Below are 16,101 nucleotides of genomic sequence, written 5' to 3'. Positions count from 1 at the left end.
AGTCTGGGCCCCCGCCTTCGCGGGGGAACACCATTGGCTCAGGGAACCTTACCCCAAATCCTGCCCCCCCGGCGGAGGCCGGGGCCCAGTTGGAAAGGTGGTCGTAAGGGAAGGCTGCCCTCCATTATCTTCGTTCCCCAATTGGGCCCCGGCCTTCGCCGGGGTGGTGGTTGTGCGGTGATCGCTTCGTCACGCGCGCCCTCCTCTTGCCCTCACCCTTTCCACGGCGAAGATGCCGCGGGGCACTTCCCTCTCCCGACGGGAGAGGGCGAGGCAAAAGACGGTCGGGGCGGGTTAGGCCACGAAGCGGCCACTTCAGCTTGGGACGACACCCACGCGGCTCTTCATCAGCGGCTGGATACGTGTCCCAAATGCTTCCACCCCCTCCAGGAAGTCATCGAAGGTCAGGAGGACCCCGCCGGTGTTGGGGACGGCGGCCATCTCGTCGAGCATTCGCGCGACGCTTTCGTACGAGCCGACCAATGTGCCCATGTTGATGTTGACAGCGCCTTCGGGGGCGGCAAGCTGGCGGACGTTGGTGTCCGTGTTGTGCGTGTCCTTCGCGCCCTGATCGATCAGCCAGGCGATCGCGTCGACGTCGACGCCGGCGTTATAGTGTTTCCACTTCGCCATCGCCTCGTCGTCGGTTTCGGCGGCGATGATCATGATCAGGACGAAGATCTCCACGTCGCGGCCGGTCTTCGCGGTCGCGACGGCCAGCCTATCGTTGTTGAACGCAAAAGCGGTCGGGGTGTTGACGCCCTTCCCCAGGCAGAACGCGTAGTCGGCCCATTTCGCCGAGAACGCCAAGCCGTCGTCGGAGGAGCCGGCGCAGATGATCTTCATGTCGCCGGTCGGCTTGGGCCAGACGCGGCAGTCGGTCATCTGGTAATAGTCGCCCTTGAAGTCGGACGTCCCCTCCCCCCACAGTTCGCGGAGGATGTGGGCGTATTCGTCGAGCATCTTGTAGCGATTGCGGAAATGCTCGTCGCCGGGCCACATGCCCATCTGCGTATATTCGGGCGGCTGCCAGCCGGTGATGAGGTTGAGGCCAAACCGCCCGTGGCTGATCGAATCGATCGTGTTGCACATCCGCGCGGCGTAGGCGGGCGGCACGAGCAGCGTGGCGCAGGTCGCGTAGATCTTGATCTTTTCGGTGACGGCGGCGAGCCCGGCCATCAGCGTGAAGCTCTCCAGCCCGTAGTCCCAGAATTCGGTCTTGCCGCCGAACCCGCGCAGCTTGATCATCGACAGCAGGAAATCGAGGCCGTGCTTCTCGGCGGCCTGCGCGATCGCCTTGTTGAGGTCGAAGCTCGGTTTGTACTGCGGCGCGTTCTCGCTGATCAGCCAGCCATTGTTGTTGATGGGCACGAAGACGCCGACCTGCATATGCCGCTCCTATTCGCCGTCGAGCCAGTCGAGCAGCCACATGTTGAAATGCTCCGCGCGGGTAACGTTGCACGCGTGCGCGCCTGCCGCCATTCGCGCAAGCTGCGCGCCCGGGATGCCGGCGGCGAGCTTTTCAGAAGCAGACGGCGGCACGAGCATGTCGTCGTCGGAGGCGACCAGCAACGTCGGGACGCGGATCTCGTCGAGGCGGCCGGCGATGTTGAACCGGCGGACCGCCGCGACGCGTCGCTGGATCATCTCCGCGCCGGGGAAATGCGCGAGCATCGCCTCCTCCTCGTCCTGAATCCGGTCGTGATGGTCCGAAATCCATTGCGGCGGGTAGAGGAACAGCGGTTGCGCGTGGAGATACGCGCGCGGGCCGCTGTCTTTCAGCAGCGCGAGCCGGGTATCGAAGCAGCGCGCGGTATGCGGGTCGAGCTTGGCCCAGCCGTTGATGACGACGAGGCGTTCGAGCCGTTCGGGCGCGGACAGGGCCAGCGCGAGGCCGATATGGCCGCCGAGCGCGTGACCGATGAAGGTGCTGCTCTCGAGCCCGATCGCGTCCATGAGCGCGACGACGTCGGCGGCCATTGCGTCGACGGTCAGGTCGCCGGGAACGTGGGCGTCGGAGCGGCCGGTGCCGCGGTGGTCGTAGGTGATGACGCGGTGGCCGGCGCCGAGGGCCGCGAGGTTCGGCTGCCAATAGCTGCCCGAGCCGCCGAGGCCGCTCGACAGGAGGATCGCGGGGCCGTCGGGCTGGCCGTGTTCCTCCCAATGGATGCCGCCTGCATTCCCCATCAGGCGAGGTGGGCGATGCTGGCGATCTCGACGAGGCAGTCGGGCTTCACGAGGTCTGTCTTGATGCAGTAGCGCGCGGGCTTGGGGCCGGGGAAATACTCGGCGTAGACCGTGTTGAAGGCGGCGTAGTCGGCGAGGTCTTTCAGGAAGATGTGGTTGAAGGCGACGTCGGCGAGTGTCGCACCGGCGGCTTCGAGCGTGGTCTTGATGGTGTCGAGGACGGCGCGGGTTTGGGCTGCGGCGTCGCCGACGTGGAGGACCGTGCCGCCCTCGCCCAGTGCCAGCACGCCCGAGACGTAGATCGTGTTGCCGGCCTTCGCGGCGGCCGAATAGGGGGCGATCGGGGTCGGGAACTGGGGTGGGTTGATGGCTTCGAACGGCATTGTCATCCTTTCAGGTCCTCACCGTTCCCCCGCGGAGGCGGGGGTCCAGGGTTGCGGGCGGTAGCGTTCGTGATTCCTGGCCCCCCGCGTTCGCGAGGGAACAAGGAAGGGTCACTTCGGCAACTGCCCGAACGAACCGCAGAAATCGCCGACGGTGCTGACCCAGCCGAAGAACTTCTCGACGTTGTAGACGGTCGCCGCCTGCATCTCGGGCGGGCCGAGGTGGTGCGTCGCGTCCTCCAGCATCACGCCGAAATATTCGAGGTGGAAGCCGTCGCGCAGCGTGCTCTCGACGCAGACGTTGGTGGCGATGCCGACGAAGACGATGTTGCGGATGCCGCGACTGCGCAGGATGCTGTCGAGCTGCGAATTGAAGAACGCGCTGTAGCGGGTTTTGTGGACGCTTATGTCGCCGGGTTGTGGAGCGAGCGCGTCGACGATCTCGTAGTCCCAGCCGCCGCGGGCGAGGAACTGGCCTTGGAGTTCGGGGCGGGCGCGCATCGTTTTCAGCGCGTTGGACTTGTGCCAGTTGGGTGAGCCGGGGCCGCCGGCCTCGACATAGTCGGGGTCCCAGCCGTTCTGGAGAAACACGACGGGCATTTTCGCCGCGCGGGCGGTGTCCAGGACCTTGGCGATCTGGGCGATGGTGCCGGCTGAGCCTGCGATGTCGAAGCCGGCCGTGTCGACGTAGCCGCCGGGGGAGGCGTAGGCGTTCTGCATGTCGATGACGACGACGGCGGTTTCGGCAGGGTCGAGGCGGAGCGCTTCCGGCCGTGCGGGCAACGTGACGGCGTTCGCCTCGTTCGCGCCGGTACGGATGATCGGGTTGGCCTCGGTCATTGTGACAAGCTCGCTGCATCGTCGGAATTGTGCAAGTGCGAAATGAATTGGGCGGTTGGGGAGCGTCGGGGGGCAGAAAACTTGTTTCCCCGCGAAGGCGGGGACCCAGACTGGGCTCCCGCCTTCGCGGGAGAACAAGGAACGGCGAACTGACCGCGCAGCGTCTCCTATGTTCGCAAGTTCGTAGCCCGCGGATGCCGGAACGAATCCGGCATGACGAGGCAGGCTAAGCCGTCGCCAACACGAAGTTCCTGAAGCGTTCGCGTAGGGCTCTCTTGAGGAGCTTGCCCGTTGCGGTGTGGGGCAGGTCGTCGACGAAGACGATCGCGTCGGGGAGCCACCATTTCGCAACGTGCTTGGCCAGATGGTCGCGGATCTCGGCTTCTCCGACGTCGCTGCCGGGTTTGCGGACGACCAGCAGCAGCGGGCGCTCGTCCCACTTGGGGTGGTGGATGCTGATCGCCGCCGCCTCCGCCACGCCCGGACAGCCGACCGCCGCGTTCTCGAGATCGACCGAGCTGATCCATTCGCCGCCGGACTTGATGACGTCCTTCGAGCGATCGGTGATCTGCATCGTGCCGTCCGCATGCAGCATCGCGACGTCGCCGGTATCGAACCAGCCGTCCGCGTCGACCGCGTCCTCGTCGGCGCCGAAATAGCGTTGGACCACCCAGGGGCCCCTCACCTGCAAGCGGCCGGCGACCTTGCCGTCGCGGGCTAGCACCGTGCCTTCGTCGTCGATGATGCGAAGTTCTATCCCGAACGGGACGCTGCCCTGCTTGCCGACGAGGTCCAGCTTCTCCTCGTGGCTCATGTCCTCCCAGTGTGGGGGCGCGAAGCCGGCGGTGCCGATCGGCGAGGTCTCGGTCATGCCCCAGAGGTGCTTGACGGTCGCGCCCATGCCCATGATCCGCTCGATCATCGCGCGCGGCGCGGCCGAGCCGCCGATCGTGACCAGCCGCAGGTGCGCGGGCGCGTCACCGGTCGCGTCCATGTGACCGAACATCGCCAGCCAGACGGTCGGCACGCCGGCGGAGTGCGTAACCTTCTCGTCGTTCATCAGGCGGCACAGCACGGCCGGATCGTTGACCGCGGAATAGACGACCTTGGCCCCCGACAATGCACAGGCGAACGGCAGGCCCCAGGCGGCAGCGTGGAACATCGGCACGACGGGGAGCACGACGGCGTTGGGGGAGAGATCGAACACCCACGGCGCGACCTCGGCCATCGCGTGGATCAGCGTCGAGCGGTGCGTGTAGAGCACGCCCTTCGGATTGCCGGTGGTGCCGCTGGTGTAGCAGAGCATGCACGGCTCGCGCTCCGGCCCCTCGACCCACTCGTAATCGCCGTCCTCGGCGTCGAGCAGCGCCTGGAAGCCGTCGGGGCCGAGATCGTCGAAGCACACGTAATGGCGGATGCTGCCCCATTGCGCGCGCAGGCGGTCGACGAGCGGCTGGAATGCCTTGTCGTAGAGCATCACGCGGTCTTCGGCGTGGTTGGCGATGTAGACGAGCTGTTCGTCGAACAGCCGCGGGTTGATCGTGTGGATCACCCCGCCCATGCCGATCGTGCCGTACCAGGCGACGAGGTGGTGCGCGTGGTTCATAGCCAGCGTCGCGACCCGGTCACCGGGCGCTACGCCCAGCTTTTCGAGCGCTTGAGCCAGTTTGCGGGCGTCGCGGGAGATGCCGGCCCAGTTGGTACGCGTCTCGCGACCATCGGCCCAGTTGCTGACGAGTTCCCTCGCGCCGTGTTCGCGTGCCGCGTGGTCGATCAGGCGGGGAACACGAAGCTCGAAATCCTGCATTCCACCCAGCATTCATGCTCTCCCAAGCTGTTAACCGACCAGAGCGAGCCTCGTTTCCGAGGTCTTCATCTCCACCTTGGCAACACCGTGCAACGACTCGATGTGCTCGACAAGCTCTCCGTCGAGCAGGAAGTCGCGACCGAGCAGGATGCAGACCTCGCCGTCGGGCAGTTGCGCGCGCACGCGGACCTCACCGCGCGCACCGCGATGTTCGGCGAGCAGCGAGGCGAGGCCGGCGAACGCGGTCATGTCGGAGATCGTCACGACCACCTGGAAGCGGGCGAGGTTGGCGAGGCCTTCGAATGGCTGAATGCGCTTGATGCTGACGCGCGGCGTGTCCTCGCCGGGCTTGCGATCGAGTTCGACGGTGATGAGCCCGCAGCCGCCGGCCTTTGCCGCCTCTTCGAGATCCTTCGAGACCTGGTCGTCGAAGCAGGTCGCCATGAACTGGCCGCTGGCGTCGGAGCATTGCGCCATCATGAAGCGCTTGCCGCGCGCGGAGGTGCGGTATCGTGCATCCTCGACGAGCACCGCCATCGTCGCGCCGGCGCGGCTGCCGTCGTCGGGGATGTTGAGCTCGGACAGCGCGGTGTAGGCGCGGGCGCCGTGGCTGACCGCGATGTGGCGGTGGCGATCGACCGGGTGCGCGGAGAAATAGAAGCCGAACGCCTCCTTCTCCTGGTCCATGCGCTGGCTGAGCGTCCAGCGGACCGAGGGGGGGAGCTTGATCGCGTCGCCTGCGGGTTCCGCATCACCGAACAGGCCGCCCTGCCCGCTGGTCTTCTGTTCGTGCGTGCGCGCGGCAATCGCGAGGATCGTCTCGGCGGTGGCGTGGATGCCGGCGCGGTTCTGGTCGAGGCCGTCGAAGGCACCGGCGGCGGCGAGCGTTTCGAGCTGGCGCTTGTTGAGCAGACGCGGGTCGACGCGCTTGGCGAGATCGTCGAGGCCGGCGAACGGGCCGTTCTGGACGCGCTCGACGATGAGCTTCTCCATCGCGCCTTCGCCTACGCTCTTGAGGGCGCCTAGCGCGTAGCGAACAGCAAGATTGTTTCCCCGCGAAGGCGGGGACCCAGTCTGGGCACCCGCCTCCGCGGGTGAACATTCTGCTGGTGGAGCGTCAGCATCCGCCAAGACTTCGACGTCGAATTCCGCCTGGCTTGCATTGATACAGGGCGGCAGCGCGGTGATCCCCAGACGGCGCATATCGTCGGTGAAGATCGCGAGCTTGTCGGTCTGGTGCAGATCGTAGCACATCGAGGCGGCGAAGAATTCGTGCGGGTGGTGCGCCTTCAGCCATGCGGTCTGGTAGGCGAGCAGCGCGTAGGCGGCGGCGTGGCTCTTGTTGAAGCCGTAGCCGGCGAACTTGTCGATCAAGTCGAACAGCGCGTTCGCCTCGGCCTTCTTGATGCCGTTGACGGTGAGACACCCCTCGACGAAGCCCGCGCGCTGCGCGTCCATCTCGGCCTTCACCTTCTTGCCCATCGCGCGGCGCAGCAGATCGGCGCCGCCGAGCGAGAAGCCGGCCAGGACCTGCGCGGCCTGCATGACCTGCTCCTGGTAGACGAAAATCCCGTAGGTCTCCGACAGGATCGGTTCGAGCAGCGGATGCGGGTAGTCGATCGCCTCGGTGCCGTTCTTGCGGCGACCGAACGACGGGATGTTGTCCATCGGGCCCGGTCGATACAACGACACGAGCGCGATGATGTCGCCGAAATTGGATGGGCGAACGGCCGACAGCGTGCGGCGCATGCCCTCCGACTCGAGCTGGAACACGCCGACCGTGTCGCCCTTTTGCAGGAGCGCGTAGACGCCGGCATCGTCCCATTCGAGCGCGTCGAGATCGACCGTCAGGCCGCGCTTGGCGAGCAGCTGCACCGCCTTCTGGAGCACCGACAGCGTCTTGAGCCCGAGGAAATCGAACTTCACGAGGCCCGCCCCCTCGACATATTTCATGTCGAACTGCGTGACGGGCATGTCGGACCGCGGATCGCGGTAGAGCGGGACGAGCTGCGCGAGCGGCCGATCGCCGATCACCACGCCGGCGGCGTGCGTCGACGAGTGGCGCGGCAGGCCCTCCAGCTTCATCGCCAGATCGAGCAGTTTCCGGACGCCGTTGTCGTTGGCGTATTCCTTCGCCAGTTCGCCGACGCCGTTGAGTGCGCGCTCGAGCGTCCAGGGGTCGGTCGGGTGGTTCGGGACCAGTTTCGCCAGCCGGTCGATCTGGCCGTAGCTCATCTGCAGCACGCGGCCAGTGTCCTTAAGCACTGCGCGCGCCTTCAGCTTCCCGAAGGTGATGATCTGCGCGACCTGATCGCGGCCGTATTTTTCCTGGACGTAGCGGATCACCTCCACGCGCCGGGTTTCGCAGAAATCGATGTCGAAATCGGGCATCGACACGCGTTCCGGATTCAGGAAGCGCTCGAACAGCAAGCCGAGCTTGATCGGGTCGAGATCGGTGATCGTCAGCGACCAGGCGACGACCGAGCCTGCGCCCGAGCCGCGGCCCGGGCCGACCGGGATGTCGTGGTCCTTCGCCCATTTGATGAAGTCGGCGACGATCAGGAAGTAGCCGGGGAAGCCCATCTGGACGATCACGTCGACCTCGAACGCGAGCCGCTTGCGGTAGACGTCGCGCCAGCCGTCTTCGCCCTCACCGTGGAGTTCGGTGATGCGGGCGAGGCGTGCTTCGAGGCCGGCTTCGGCGTCGTCTCGGAGGAGCTTAGCTTCGCCCTCGATATCGCCGGCGAGGCTGGGGAGGATCGGCTTGCGGTATGGCGCCATCACGGCGCAGCGCTGGGCTACAACCAGCGTGTTGGCGATCGCCTCGGGCAGGTCGGCGAACATCTCGTGCATCACCGGCGCGGGCTTCATCCACGCTTCGGGGCAGCTGCGGATGCGGTCCTCGGTCTCGACATAGGTCGAGTGCGCGATGCAGAGCATGGCGTCGTGCGCGTCGCCGAATGCGCTTTCGGTGAAGCAGCACGGGTTGGTCGCGACCAGCGGGAGGTTGCGCTCGTAGGCGATGTCGATGAGGTCGTTCTCGGCCGCCATCTCCGTGGCGTCGTTGCGACGCGAGAGTTCGATGTAGAGGCGGTCGCCGAACAGACCTTGCAGGCGGTCGAGATAGGCGCGCGCGCGGTCGGGCTGGCCTTCCGCGAACAGCCGGGCGAGACCACCCTCGCCGCCGGCGGTCAGGGCTAGCAGGCCTTCGGTGTGGCATTCGAGGGCCGCGAAATCGACGTGCGCGGGCATCTCGATAGGGCGGTCGAGATGCGCCATCGAGACGAGCGCGCAGAGGTTGTCGTAGCCCTTCATGTCCTGCGCGTAGAGCGCGATCCAGTCGAACGGGGTGGCGACGCCGTCGGGCATGTCGGGGCGGCTGACGCCGAGCATCACGCCGATGATCGGCTGGACGCCATCCTTCTTGGCGGCGTCCGAATAGGCCATCGCCGCGTATAGCCCGTTGCGATCGGTGAGCGCGGCGGCGGGGAAGCCCAGCGCGCGTGCCTGCTTGGCGATCGCTTTCGGATCGATGGCGCCGTCGAGCATGGTGTAGCAGGAGAAAACGCGGAGGGGGACGTAACCGGAATGCATCGACCGGAGGTAGGCGCTGCGGCGTGATTCGACCAGCGGGGATGAGTCCAATCGGAACCGTGGACACGACGAGCCGTTGCGGCGGGGACTTCTGGGAGCATTTCTTATGACCGATCCTCGCGGGCGATTTGCCGATACTGAAACCACCCCTGCGGGGACGCCGCGCGCAGGCGCTGGCTGGGGGTGGATGCTGGCTTACGGCGTGCTGTCGGTGGTGCTCGGAATCATGGCGTTCGCATCGCCTTTTTCCGCGACTTATGCCGCGACTCTGGTGATCGGGGCGTTCTTCATTGCGGCCGGGATCGTGTCGATCGTGTCTGGGTTTGCCGGCAAGGGACATGAGGGACGTGGTTATGCGATCGGGTTCGGGCTGGTGTCGCTGGTGATCGGGCTGATCATGGCGTTCGAGCCAGCCACGGGGGCGATCTCGCTGACGTTGCTGATTGCGGTTTGGCTGGGTGTGCGTGGGGCGCTGGAAATCGGGCTTGGGGCGCGGTTTCGACGGGGCAAGGGATTGATGATCGCGCTGGGCGTAGTGAACATACTGCTGGCGGTGATCGTGCTGGCGACGCTGCCTTGGTCGGCGTTGACGCTGCCGGGGTATGTGCTGGGGATAAGTTTCCTGTTTGGTGGGGTGACTTCGGTTGCTTCGGCGCTCGCGCACAAGAAGGGCGCGCCGGCGTTTTCGGTCTAGGGTGTTCTCCCGCGAAGGCGGGAGTCCAGTCTGGGCCCCCGCCTTCGCGGGGGAACAAGCTTGTTTCGGGATACGCCAGCTTATCCCCTCAAGCGCCACCCCGGCGAAGGCCGGGGCCCAGTTGGGAGACGTCGCTAACTGAAGTCTGCGCTTCGTTACTGCGACCTTTCCAACTGGGCCCCGGCCTTCGCCGGGTGGTGCCAGGTGTGGGTCGACGGCTTCTACAGCAGCTTCTCGATATCCTTGCGGATGTCTTCGGGCTTGGTGGTCGGCGCATAGCGATCCACCACCTCCCCATCGCGCCCAACCAGGAACTTGGTGAAGTTCCACTTGATGGCCTTCGACCCCAGCACGCCCGGCGCGTCCGACTTCAACCGCTCGAACAACGGGTCCGCCCCTGCCCCGTTGACGTCGACCTTCGCGAACACCGGGAACGTCACGTCGTACGTCAGCGTGCAGAAATTAGCGATCTCCGCCGCGTCACCCGGCTCCTGACCGCCGAACTGGTTGCACGGGAAGGCGAGCACTTCGAAATCTCGATCGGCATAGTCGCGATGTAGCGCTTCGAGTCCGTCATATTGCGGGGTGAAGCCGCATTTCGAGGCGGTGTTCACGATCAACAGCACCTTGCCGCGATAGGGTTCGAGCGAGGCCGCGCTGCCGTCGGCGGTCTTTACGGTGAAGTCGGTGATCGCGGTCATGGGCGGTCCTCGTTTCGGGCCAGCAGGTACGCCAGGTTCTGGCGCACGCCGGGCCATTCGTGGCGGAGGATGCTGTAGACCACGGTGTCGCGCAAGCGGCCGTCGGCCATCACCTGGTGCCCGCGCAGGACGCCGTCACGCTTGGCGCCGAGGCGTTCAATCGCACGCTGCGAGTTCTTGTTGAGCGAGTCGGTGCGGATCTGGACGCATTCGCAGCCTAAGGCATCGAAGGCGTGGGCCAGCAGCATCAGCTTGGCTTCGGTGTTGACGCCGGTGCGCTGGACGGACTTGGCGTAGAAGGTGCCGCCGATTTCGAGCCGCTTGTTGCCCTCGTTCATACGCATGAAGCGGGTGGTCCCGACGACGGTCCCGCCTGCCACTACTGCGAACAACCGCGCCCGGCCGAAGTCCTGCTCGCGCAACGCCGCGGCGAGCCAGCGATCGGGCGCCTTCATCATCGCGACGTTGGCGTAGAAAGTGTCCCACAAATTGTCCGCCGACGCCGCCGCGACCAGTGCGTCCATGTCGTCGGCGACAAAAGCGCGGAGCGTGACGTGACGCCCGGTCAGCGTCGGCGTCTCGCCCCAGGTCACGCCAACCGTCCCTCGTGCAGTCGCAGCACGCGGTCCATGCGCGCCGCGAGCCGCTCGTTATGCGTCGCGACCACCGCCGCGGTGCCCTGTTCGCGCACAAGCCGGATGAACTCGGCAAAGACGATGTCGGCGGTGTGTTCGTCGAGATTGCCGGTCGGCTCGTCCGCCAGCACCAGCGCCGGCTTGTTGGCGAGCGCGCGGGCGACCGCGACGCGCTGCTGCTCGCCGCCGGAGAGCTGGCTCGGGCGGTGCGTCAGGCGGTGGCCGAGACCGAGTTGCGTCAGCAATTCCGCTGCCCGCCGGTCCGCCTCGACCCGCGTGGCGCCGTGGACGAGCTGCGGGAGGACGACGTTCTCGGTCGCGTTGAAGTCCGGCAGGAGGTGATGGAACTGGTAGACGAAGCCGAGGCTGTCACGGCGCACCACGGTCCGCTCGTGCGCGTTGAGCTTGGCCGCCTCGGTGCCGGCGATCCTGATCGATCCCTGGAAACCGCCTTCGAGCAGGCCCACGGCCTGCAACAGAGTCGACTTGCCCGAGCCCGACGGCCCGAGCAGCGCGACGATCTCGCCCGGTGCGATCGCGAGGTCGACGCCGCGCAACACGTCGATGGTCGCGCCGCCCTGCGTGAAGCTCTTGGTCAGTCCGCTGGTCTGGAGGACATAATCGTCGAACTTCTCGATCTGGCGATCGATTTTGAGGCCTTCATTCATAACGCAGCACCTGCACGGGGTCGGTACTCGCCGCTTTCCAGGCCGGATAGAGCGTTGCGAGGAAGCTGAAGACGAGCGCCATCAGCGCGATCACGACGATCTCGACGGGGTCGGTCTTCGACGGGAGTTCGGTCAGGTAGCGGATCGACGGATCCCACAGGTTCTGGCCGGTGACGAGCTGGACGAAGTTCACCACGCCCTGTCGGTAGAACAGGAAGATGAAGCCGAGCACGAGCCCGGCGACCGTGCCGAGCGCCCCGATGGTGGTGCCGACGACGATGAAGATCCGCATCATCGAACCACGCGTGGCGCCCATCGTGCGGAGGATCGCGATGTCGCGCGTCTTGGCGCGGACCAGCATGATCAGCGACGACAGGATGTTGAACACCGCGACCAGGATGATGATCGAGAGCACGGTGAACATCGCGACGCGCTCGACCGCCAGCGCCTCGAACAATTGCGCGTTCATCGTCCGCCAGTCCTGGATCACCGCCTGCCCGCCAATCTTGTCGGCGAGCGGCTTGAGAATCTCGCCGACGCGGTCCGCATCGACCGTCTTCAGCTCGACCATGCCGGCGGCGTCGCCCATCAGGAGGAGCGTCTGCGCGTCCTCGATCGGCATGATGATGTACGCCTTGTCGTAATCATAAACGCCGATCTCGAAGATCGCGCCGACCGTGTAGCTGACGATCCGCGGGACGGTGCCGAACGGTGTCGTCTGGCCTTGCGGGCTGAACAGCGAAATCTCCGACCCGACCTGCGCACCGAGCGACTCGGCGAGGCGCGAGCCGATCGCGACGCGGCCGGACCCTTGCGTGATCGACGATAGCGAGCCCATCACGATCTTGTTGCTGATCGTCGAATTGCGACGGATGTCGTCGACGCGCATGCCGCGTACCAGCACAGCCTCGGCGCGGCCGTTATAGGTGGCGGCGAGCGGCTGTTCGATCAGCGGCAGCGCGCTGGTGACGCCCGGCGTTTTCTGCGCCTGTGCGACGATCTCGCGCCAGTCGGGGAGCCGGTTGCCGACGCCCTGCACCACCGCATGACCGTTGAGCCCGACGATCTTGTCGAACAGCTCGGCGCGGAAGCCGTTCATCACGCTCATCACGATCACCAGCGCGGCGACGCCGAGCATCACCGCGACCAGGCTGATCGAGGCGACGAGGAAGATGAACGCCTCGCCCTTGCCCGGCAGCAGATAGCGGCGGGCTATCATCCGTTCATAGCGGGACAGGATCATGGGCGGCCAGGTTCGATCGTTAGGGATACAGTGCAGCGGCTCTAGGACGCAGCCCGTTGCGAGGCAACCGTCAGGCCTGTGTGGGACGGTGCGGCGGAGCGTACGGCGGACCATACGGCGCGGCCCGCGTTAGGCCCGGTTCGGAAGTGTCTAGATTGGTCTGTTGCGAAACCGCCACAGCCACGGTCCAATCGTGAAACGGCTTGCGCAAAGACCGTGACAAAATCCATCGACATAACTAGCAACAAACTCGCTGAGACACAGGCAACGGCCGTGGTTCGGGGACTGCTTTTACGCCGCGCCGCAAGGTGCAGAGCGGAAGCGAAAAAATGGGGGCTGACGAGCGATCGTCACGCAGGCGCCCGGATCGGCAACGGTCCGGGCGTTTGCTTGTCCGGCGCAGTTTTTCGCGCGGTCTATACTTCGAGACATCTTCGGCAGTAGCGCTTGACGCCGCGGCGGTGCTGTCATCCTGACGAAAGTCGGTACCCAGCGATAAACAGCACTGCCCGCGTTACTCCGAATCCTGACTTTCGTCAGGATGACGGGCGCGGTCACGAGAGCGGGTGGATATCTCGAGCCAGAGCAGCGAGGGCGTGCCATCGACCCAGCGGGAAACGACCGTATTTCAGCACCACCAGCCGGATCATCTCGGATGACGAGTTGAAGTAACGAGACGGCTACCCGCCGCGACGGTCACGAGACCGAGACCAAGGGCAGCAACGACACCGCAACCACCGATCGCACGACGGCAAACCCGCAGGACATCGAGTCCAACGCGCTGCTCGGCCGCCTCGTCTGGGCGCCGAACGACGCCAGCCGATTGCGCCTGACCTATGAGCATTTCTCGTCCGTGGTCGACACCGACGTGCTCAGCGCGATCGCCAAGCCTCCACTCGCAGCAACGTCGGTGATAGGCCTCACCGCGCACGACACGACCGAGCGCAACCGCGGTACGCTCGACTATCGCTACATCGGCGACGGCATCGTCAGCGGTATCCGTGCGGCGGGCTATTACCAGAAGAGCCTGACGCTCCAGGCCGCTGCGGAGGACCGCAACACCGCTGCCGATCGCACGCGCATAAACCGCTTCGACAACGAAGTGTACGGCGGCACGCTGCAACTCGAGAGCCGCGCCGCGACCGGGCCGTTGACGCACCTGTTCGCCTATGGCGCCGACTACTCGCACACCCGCCAGACGGGTGTGCGAGACGGCACCGTCGCGCCCGCGGGCGAGGTTTATCCAACCCGCGCGTTCCCGACGACCGACTACACGCTGGTCGGCGTGTTCGCGCAGGACGAGATTGCCATCACCGACGGGCTACTGACGCTGTTCCCGTCGATCCGCTACGATCACTACAAGCTGAACCCGCAGAACGATCCACTGTTCACGACCTTCGTACCGCGCGAGCAGAGTGGATCGAAAGTGACGCCGCGGATCGGTGCGGTCGCCAAGCTGACCGAGGGCGTCCGGCTGTTCGCCAACTATGCGCAAGGCTTCAAGCCGCCTGAGCCGAACCAGATCAACAACGGCTTTGCCAACATCACGCAGAATTACCGCTCGGTCCCCAATCCCGACCTCAAACCCGAGACGAGCAACAGCGTCGAAGGCGGCATCCGCCTGACCGGCACCGGCTGGTCGCTGAGCGGAACCGCGTTTAGCAGCCGCTTCCGCAACTTCATCGACCAAGTCCAGGTCAGCGGCGCCTTCACCGCGGCGGATCCGGCGGTGTACCAGTATATCAACCGCGGCCGCGTCAAGATCGAGGGACTGGAAGCGCGCGGCGAGGCGCGCCTGCCGATCGGTGTCGGGGTCCGCGCCGCCGCCTCCTATGCCAAGGGGACGATGCGGACGACCGGTGTCGCCGGCACGCAGCCGTTCGACAGCATCGAGCCGGTCAAGGTCATCGCCGGCATCTTCTACCAGCCCGACGCCGGACCGTTCCGTGCCGAGGTCGTCGCGACGCATTCGGCGGGCAAGAAGGTCGGAGATACCAACAACACCTGCAACACCGCGGCCACCAGTTGCTTCACGCCGTCGGGGTTCTGGATACTCGACGCCACCGCGTCGCTGCGCGTGATGGATCACGCGATGCTGCGCGCGGGAATCTTCAACATCACCGACAAAAAGTATTTCTGGTGGAACGACGTCCGCGGACTGACCTCGACCTCGGTCGTCCGCGACGCCTATTCGCAGCCCGGCCGCAACGCCGGGCTCTCCTTCTCGCTCAACCTGTGAGGCGCCTGATGTTCCGCTCCCTTCTCCTCGCGACCGGGCTGACGCTGGCCGCGCTCCCCTTCGCGCCGACGATCGCGTCGGCGCAGACGCACGCCGTCTACGGCGACCAGGCCCGCGATCACGCGTCGATCCTGGCTATGGCCGGCACCTTCAAGGTGACGTTCGACATGCGCGAGACCACGCCGCTGGTCGCGGGGTACACGCCCTATCCGGCCAAGCTCAGCGGCGGGCATGAGGTCGTCCGCGCGATCGTCGATACGCCCGACCACGTCGTGCTCCAGCATCTGCTCGTGGTCACCGACGGCAACGCCAAGACGATGGTGATCAAGCACTGGCGACAGGACTGGACGTGGCAGCCTGCGACTGTCCTCGTCTACACCGCGGCAGGCCGCTGGACGCTAAGGCCGCTGTCCGAAACCGAACGGCGCGGCGCATGGTCGCAGACGGTGTGGCAGACCGACGATTCCCCACGCTATGGCGGGATCGGTCGCTGGCGTTACGACGACGGCGCGACGCGGTGGACCAGCGACGAGACCCGCCGGCCGCTCGCGCGCCGCGATGCGACCCGGAATCCGCCTTATGACCATTACGTCGGCAGTAACCGCCACGTGCTGACCCCCGCCGGCTGGGTCCACGAACAGGACAACGCCAAGATCGGCCTCAAGGACGGCAGGCCCGCCACGTACGTCCACGAATACGTCATCAACACTTACACCCCCGCGACCGACTTCGCAGTCGCGGCGGCCGACGCGTATTGGGCGAAGACGAAGGATTATTGGGCCGCGGTCCGCACCGACTGGGACCGCGCGATCGCGAAAGGCTCAGGCCTGCGGGTTGCGGAAGATGCGTCGAATGGATCGACCACCGGCCACCAGTTGATGTTGCTCGCCGACGATATCGCGGCGCGTGAAACCGATCAGAAGTCGGGAGAGGCCGAAGCCGCCAATCTGATCCGGCGCGAGAGCGGGACATCATGAATGTCTCGCGTCGATCTGGCCGGTTCCCGCAATCTGATCCACAAAGCGACATTCGGGCCGGCCCCGCCTCTCACCGAAGCCAGCCGTTCATTCGTGTTCCGATTGTGCGCTCGAACCCGCTTTTTCGGCGCGG

At 65.8% G+C, this 16,101-nt stretch carries 13 protein-coding genes; 3 read left to right on the top strand and 10 right to left on the bottom strand.

Annotated elements, in window-relative coordinates:
* Positions 1-315: 315 nt before the first annotated feature.
* The 6 genes from rutA to dnaE all read right to left on the bottom strand — a co-directional run bounded on the left by rutA (position 316) and on the right by dnaE (position 8,811).
* Positions 316-1,389, bottom strand: coding sequence for a pyrimidine utilization protein A (gene rutA, locus C8J44_RS17210; protein ID WP_121905413.1), 1,074 nt, complete (start codon positions 1,387-1,389; stop codon positions 316-318).
* A gap of 9 nt (positions 1,390-1,398) precedes the next feature.
* Positions 1,399-2,187, bottom strand: a complete 789-nt coding sequence (gene rutD, locus C8J44_RS17205; RefSeq protein ID WP_121905412.1) for a pyrimidine utilization protein D — start codon at positions 2,185-2,187, stop codon at positions 1,399-1,401.
* On the bottom strand, positions 2,187-2,570 hold the full coding sequence (rutC, locus tag C8J44_RS17200; protein WP_121905411.1) for a pyrimidine utilization protein C: 384 nt from the start codon (positions 2,568-2,570) through the stop codon (positions 2,187-2,189). The genes rutD and rutC overlap by 1 nt, the downstream gene beginning before the upstream one ends.
* Positions 2,571-2,681: 111 nt before the next feature.
* A complete protein-coding gene (gene rutB, locus C8J44_RS17195; RefSeq protein WP_121905410.1) occupies positions 2,682-3,410 on the bottom strand; it encodes a pyrimidine utilization protein B in 729 nt (242 codons plus the stop codon).
* Positions 3,411-3,636: 226 nt separating this feature from the next.
* The gene (locus C8J44_RS17190; RefSeq protein ID WP_121905409.1) at positions 3,637-5,229 is read right to left on the bottom strand and encodes a long-chain fatty acid--CoA ligase; all 1,593 of its coding nucleotides are present in this window, start codon (positions 5,227-5,229) and stop codon (positions 3,637-3,639) included.
* 18 nt (positions 5,230-5,247) lie between these two features.
* Positions 5,248-8,811 (bottom strand): DNA polymerase III subunit alpha, encoded by a 3,564-nt coding sequence (dnaE, locus tag C8J44_RS17185; RefSeq protein ID WP_121905541.1) that lies wholly within the window; start codon positions 8,809-8,811, stop codon positions 5,248-5,250.
* 106 nt (positions 8,812-8,917) lie between these two features.
* Here dnaE and C8J44_RS17180 point away from each other — a divergent pair, with 106 nt between their 5' ends.
* Entirely contained in the window at positions 8,918-9,505 is a 588-nt protein-coding gene (locus tag C8J44_RS17180) for an HdeD family acid-resistance protein (RefSeq protein ID WP_121905408.1), read from the top strand.
* A 221-nt stretch (positions 9,506-9,726) separates the two neighbouring features.
* Here the strand turns inward: C8J44_RS17180 and C8J44_RS17175 are convergent, their stop codons facing one another.
* The 4 genes from C8J44_RS17175 to C8J44_RS17160 are packed head-to-tail and all read right to left on the bottom strand — an operon-like array spanning position 9,727 to position 12,752.
* Positions 9,727-10,206, bottom strand: a complete 480-nt coding sequence (locus tag C8J44_RS17175) for a glutathione peroxidase (protein ID WP_121905407.1) — start codon at positions 10,204-10,206, stop codon at positions 9,727-9,729.
* Positions 10,203-10,799 carry a GNAT family N-acetyltransferase gene (locus C8J44_RS17170; protein ID WP_121905406.1) on the bottom strand — a complete coding sequence of 199 codons (597 nt, stop codon included), beginning with the start codon at positions 10,797-10,799 and terminating at the stop codon, positions 10,203-10,205. The genes C8J44_RS17175 and C8J44_RS17170 overlap by 4 nt, the downstream gene beginning before the upstream one ends.
* Positions 10,796-11,509, bottom strand: coding sequence for an ABC transporter ATP-binding protein (locus C8J44_RS17165; RefSeq protein ID WP_093399625.1), 714 nt, complete (start codon positions 11,507-11,509; stop codon positions 10,796-10,798). The genes C8J44_RS17170 and C8J44_RS17165 overlap by 4 nt, the downstream gene beginning before the upstream one ends.
* Positions 11,502-12,752 carry a lipoprotein-releasing ABC transporter permease subunit gene (locus C8J44_RS17160; RefSeq protein WP_121905405.1) on the bottom strand — a complete coding sequence of 417 codons (1,251 nt, stop codon included), beginning with the start codon at positions 12,750-12,752 and terminating at the stop codon, positions 11,502-11,504. Before C8J44_RS17160 ends, C8J44_RS17165 begins: the two co-directional genes overlap by 8 nt.
* Positions 12,753-13,518: 766 nt before the next feature.
* Between C8J44_RS17160 and C8J44_RS17155 the strand changes: the two genes are divergently transcribed.
* Both C8J44_RS17155 and C8J44_RS17150 read left to right on the top strand, forming a co-directional pair.
* Complete coding sequence (locus tag C8J44_RS17155; protein WP_121905404.1) at positions 13,519-14,991, top strand: TonB-dependent receptor; 1,473 nt, start codon at positions 13,519-13,521, stop codon at positions 14,989-14,991.
* A gap of 8 nt (positions 14,992-14,999) precedes the next feature.
* Positions 15,000-15,968, top strand: a complete 969-nt coding sequence (locus tag C8J44_RS17150) for a DUF6607 family protein (protein ID WP_121905403.1) — start codon at positions 15,000-15,002, stop codon at positions 15,966-15,968.
* Positions 15,969-16,101 lie beyond the last annotated feature (133 nt).

The sequence above is a fragment of the Sphingomonas sp. PP-CE-3A-406 genome (assembly GCF_003688625.1).
Lineage (GTDB): Bacteria > Pseudomonadota > Alphaproteobacteria > Sphingomonadales > Sphingomonadaceae > Sphingomonas.
This window is presented reverse-complemented; position numbering and strand designations above follow the sequence as displayed.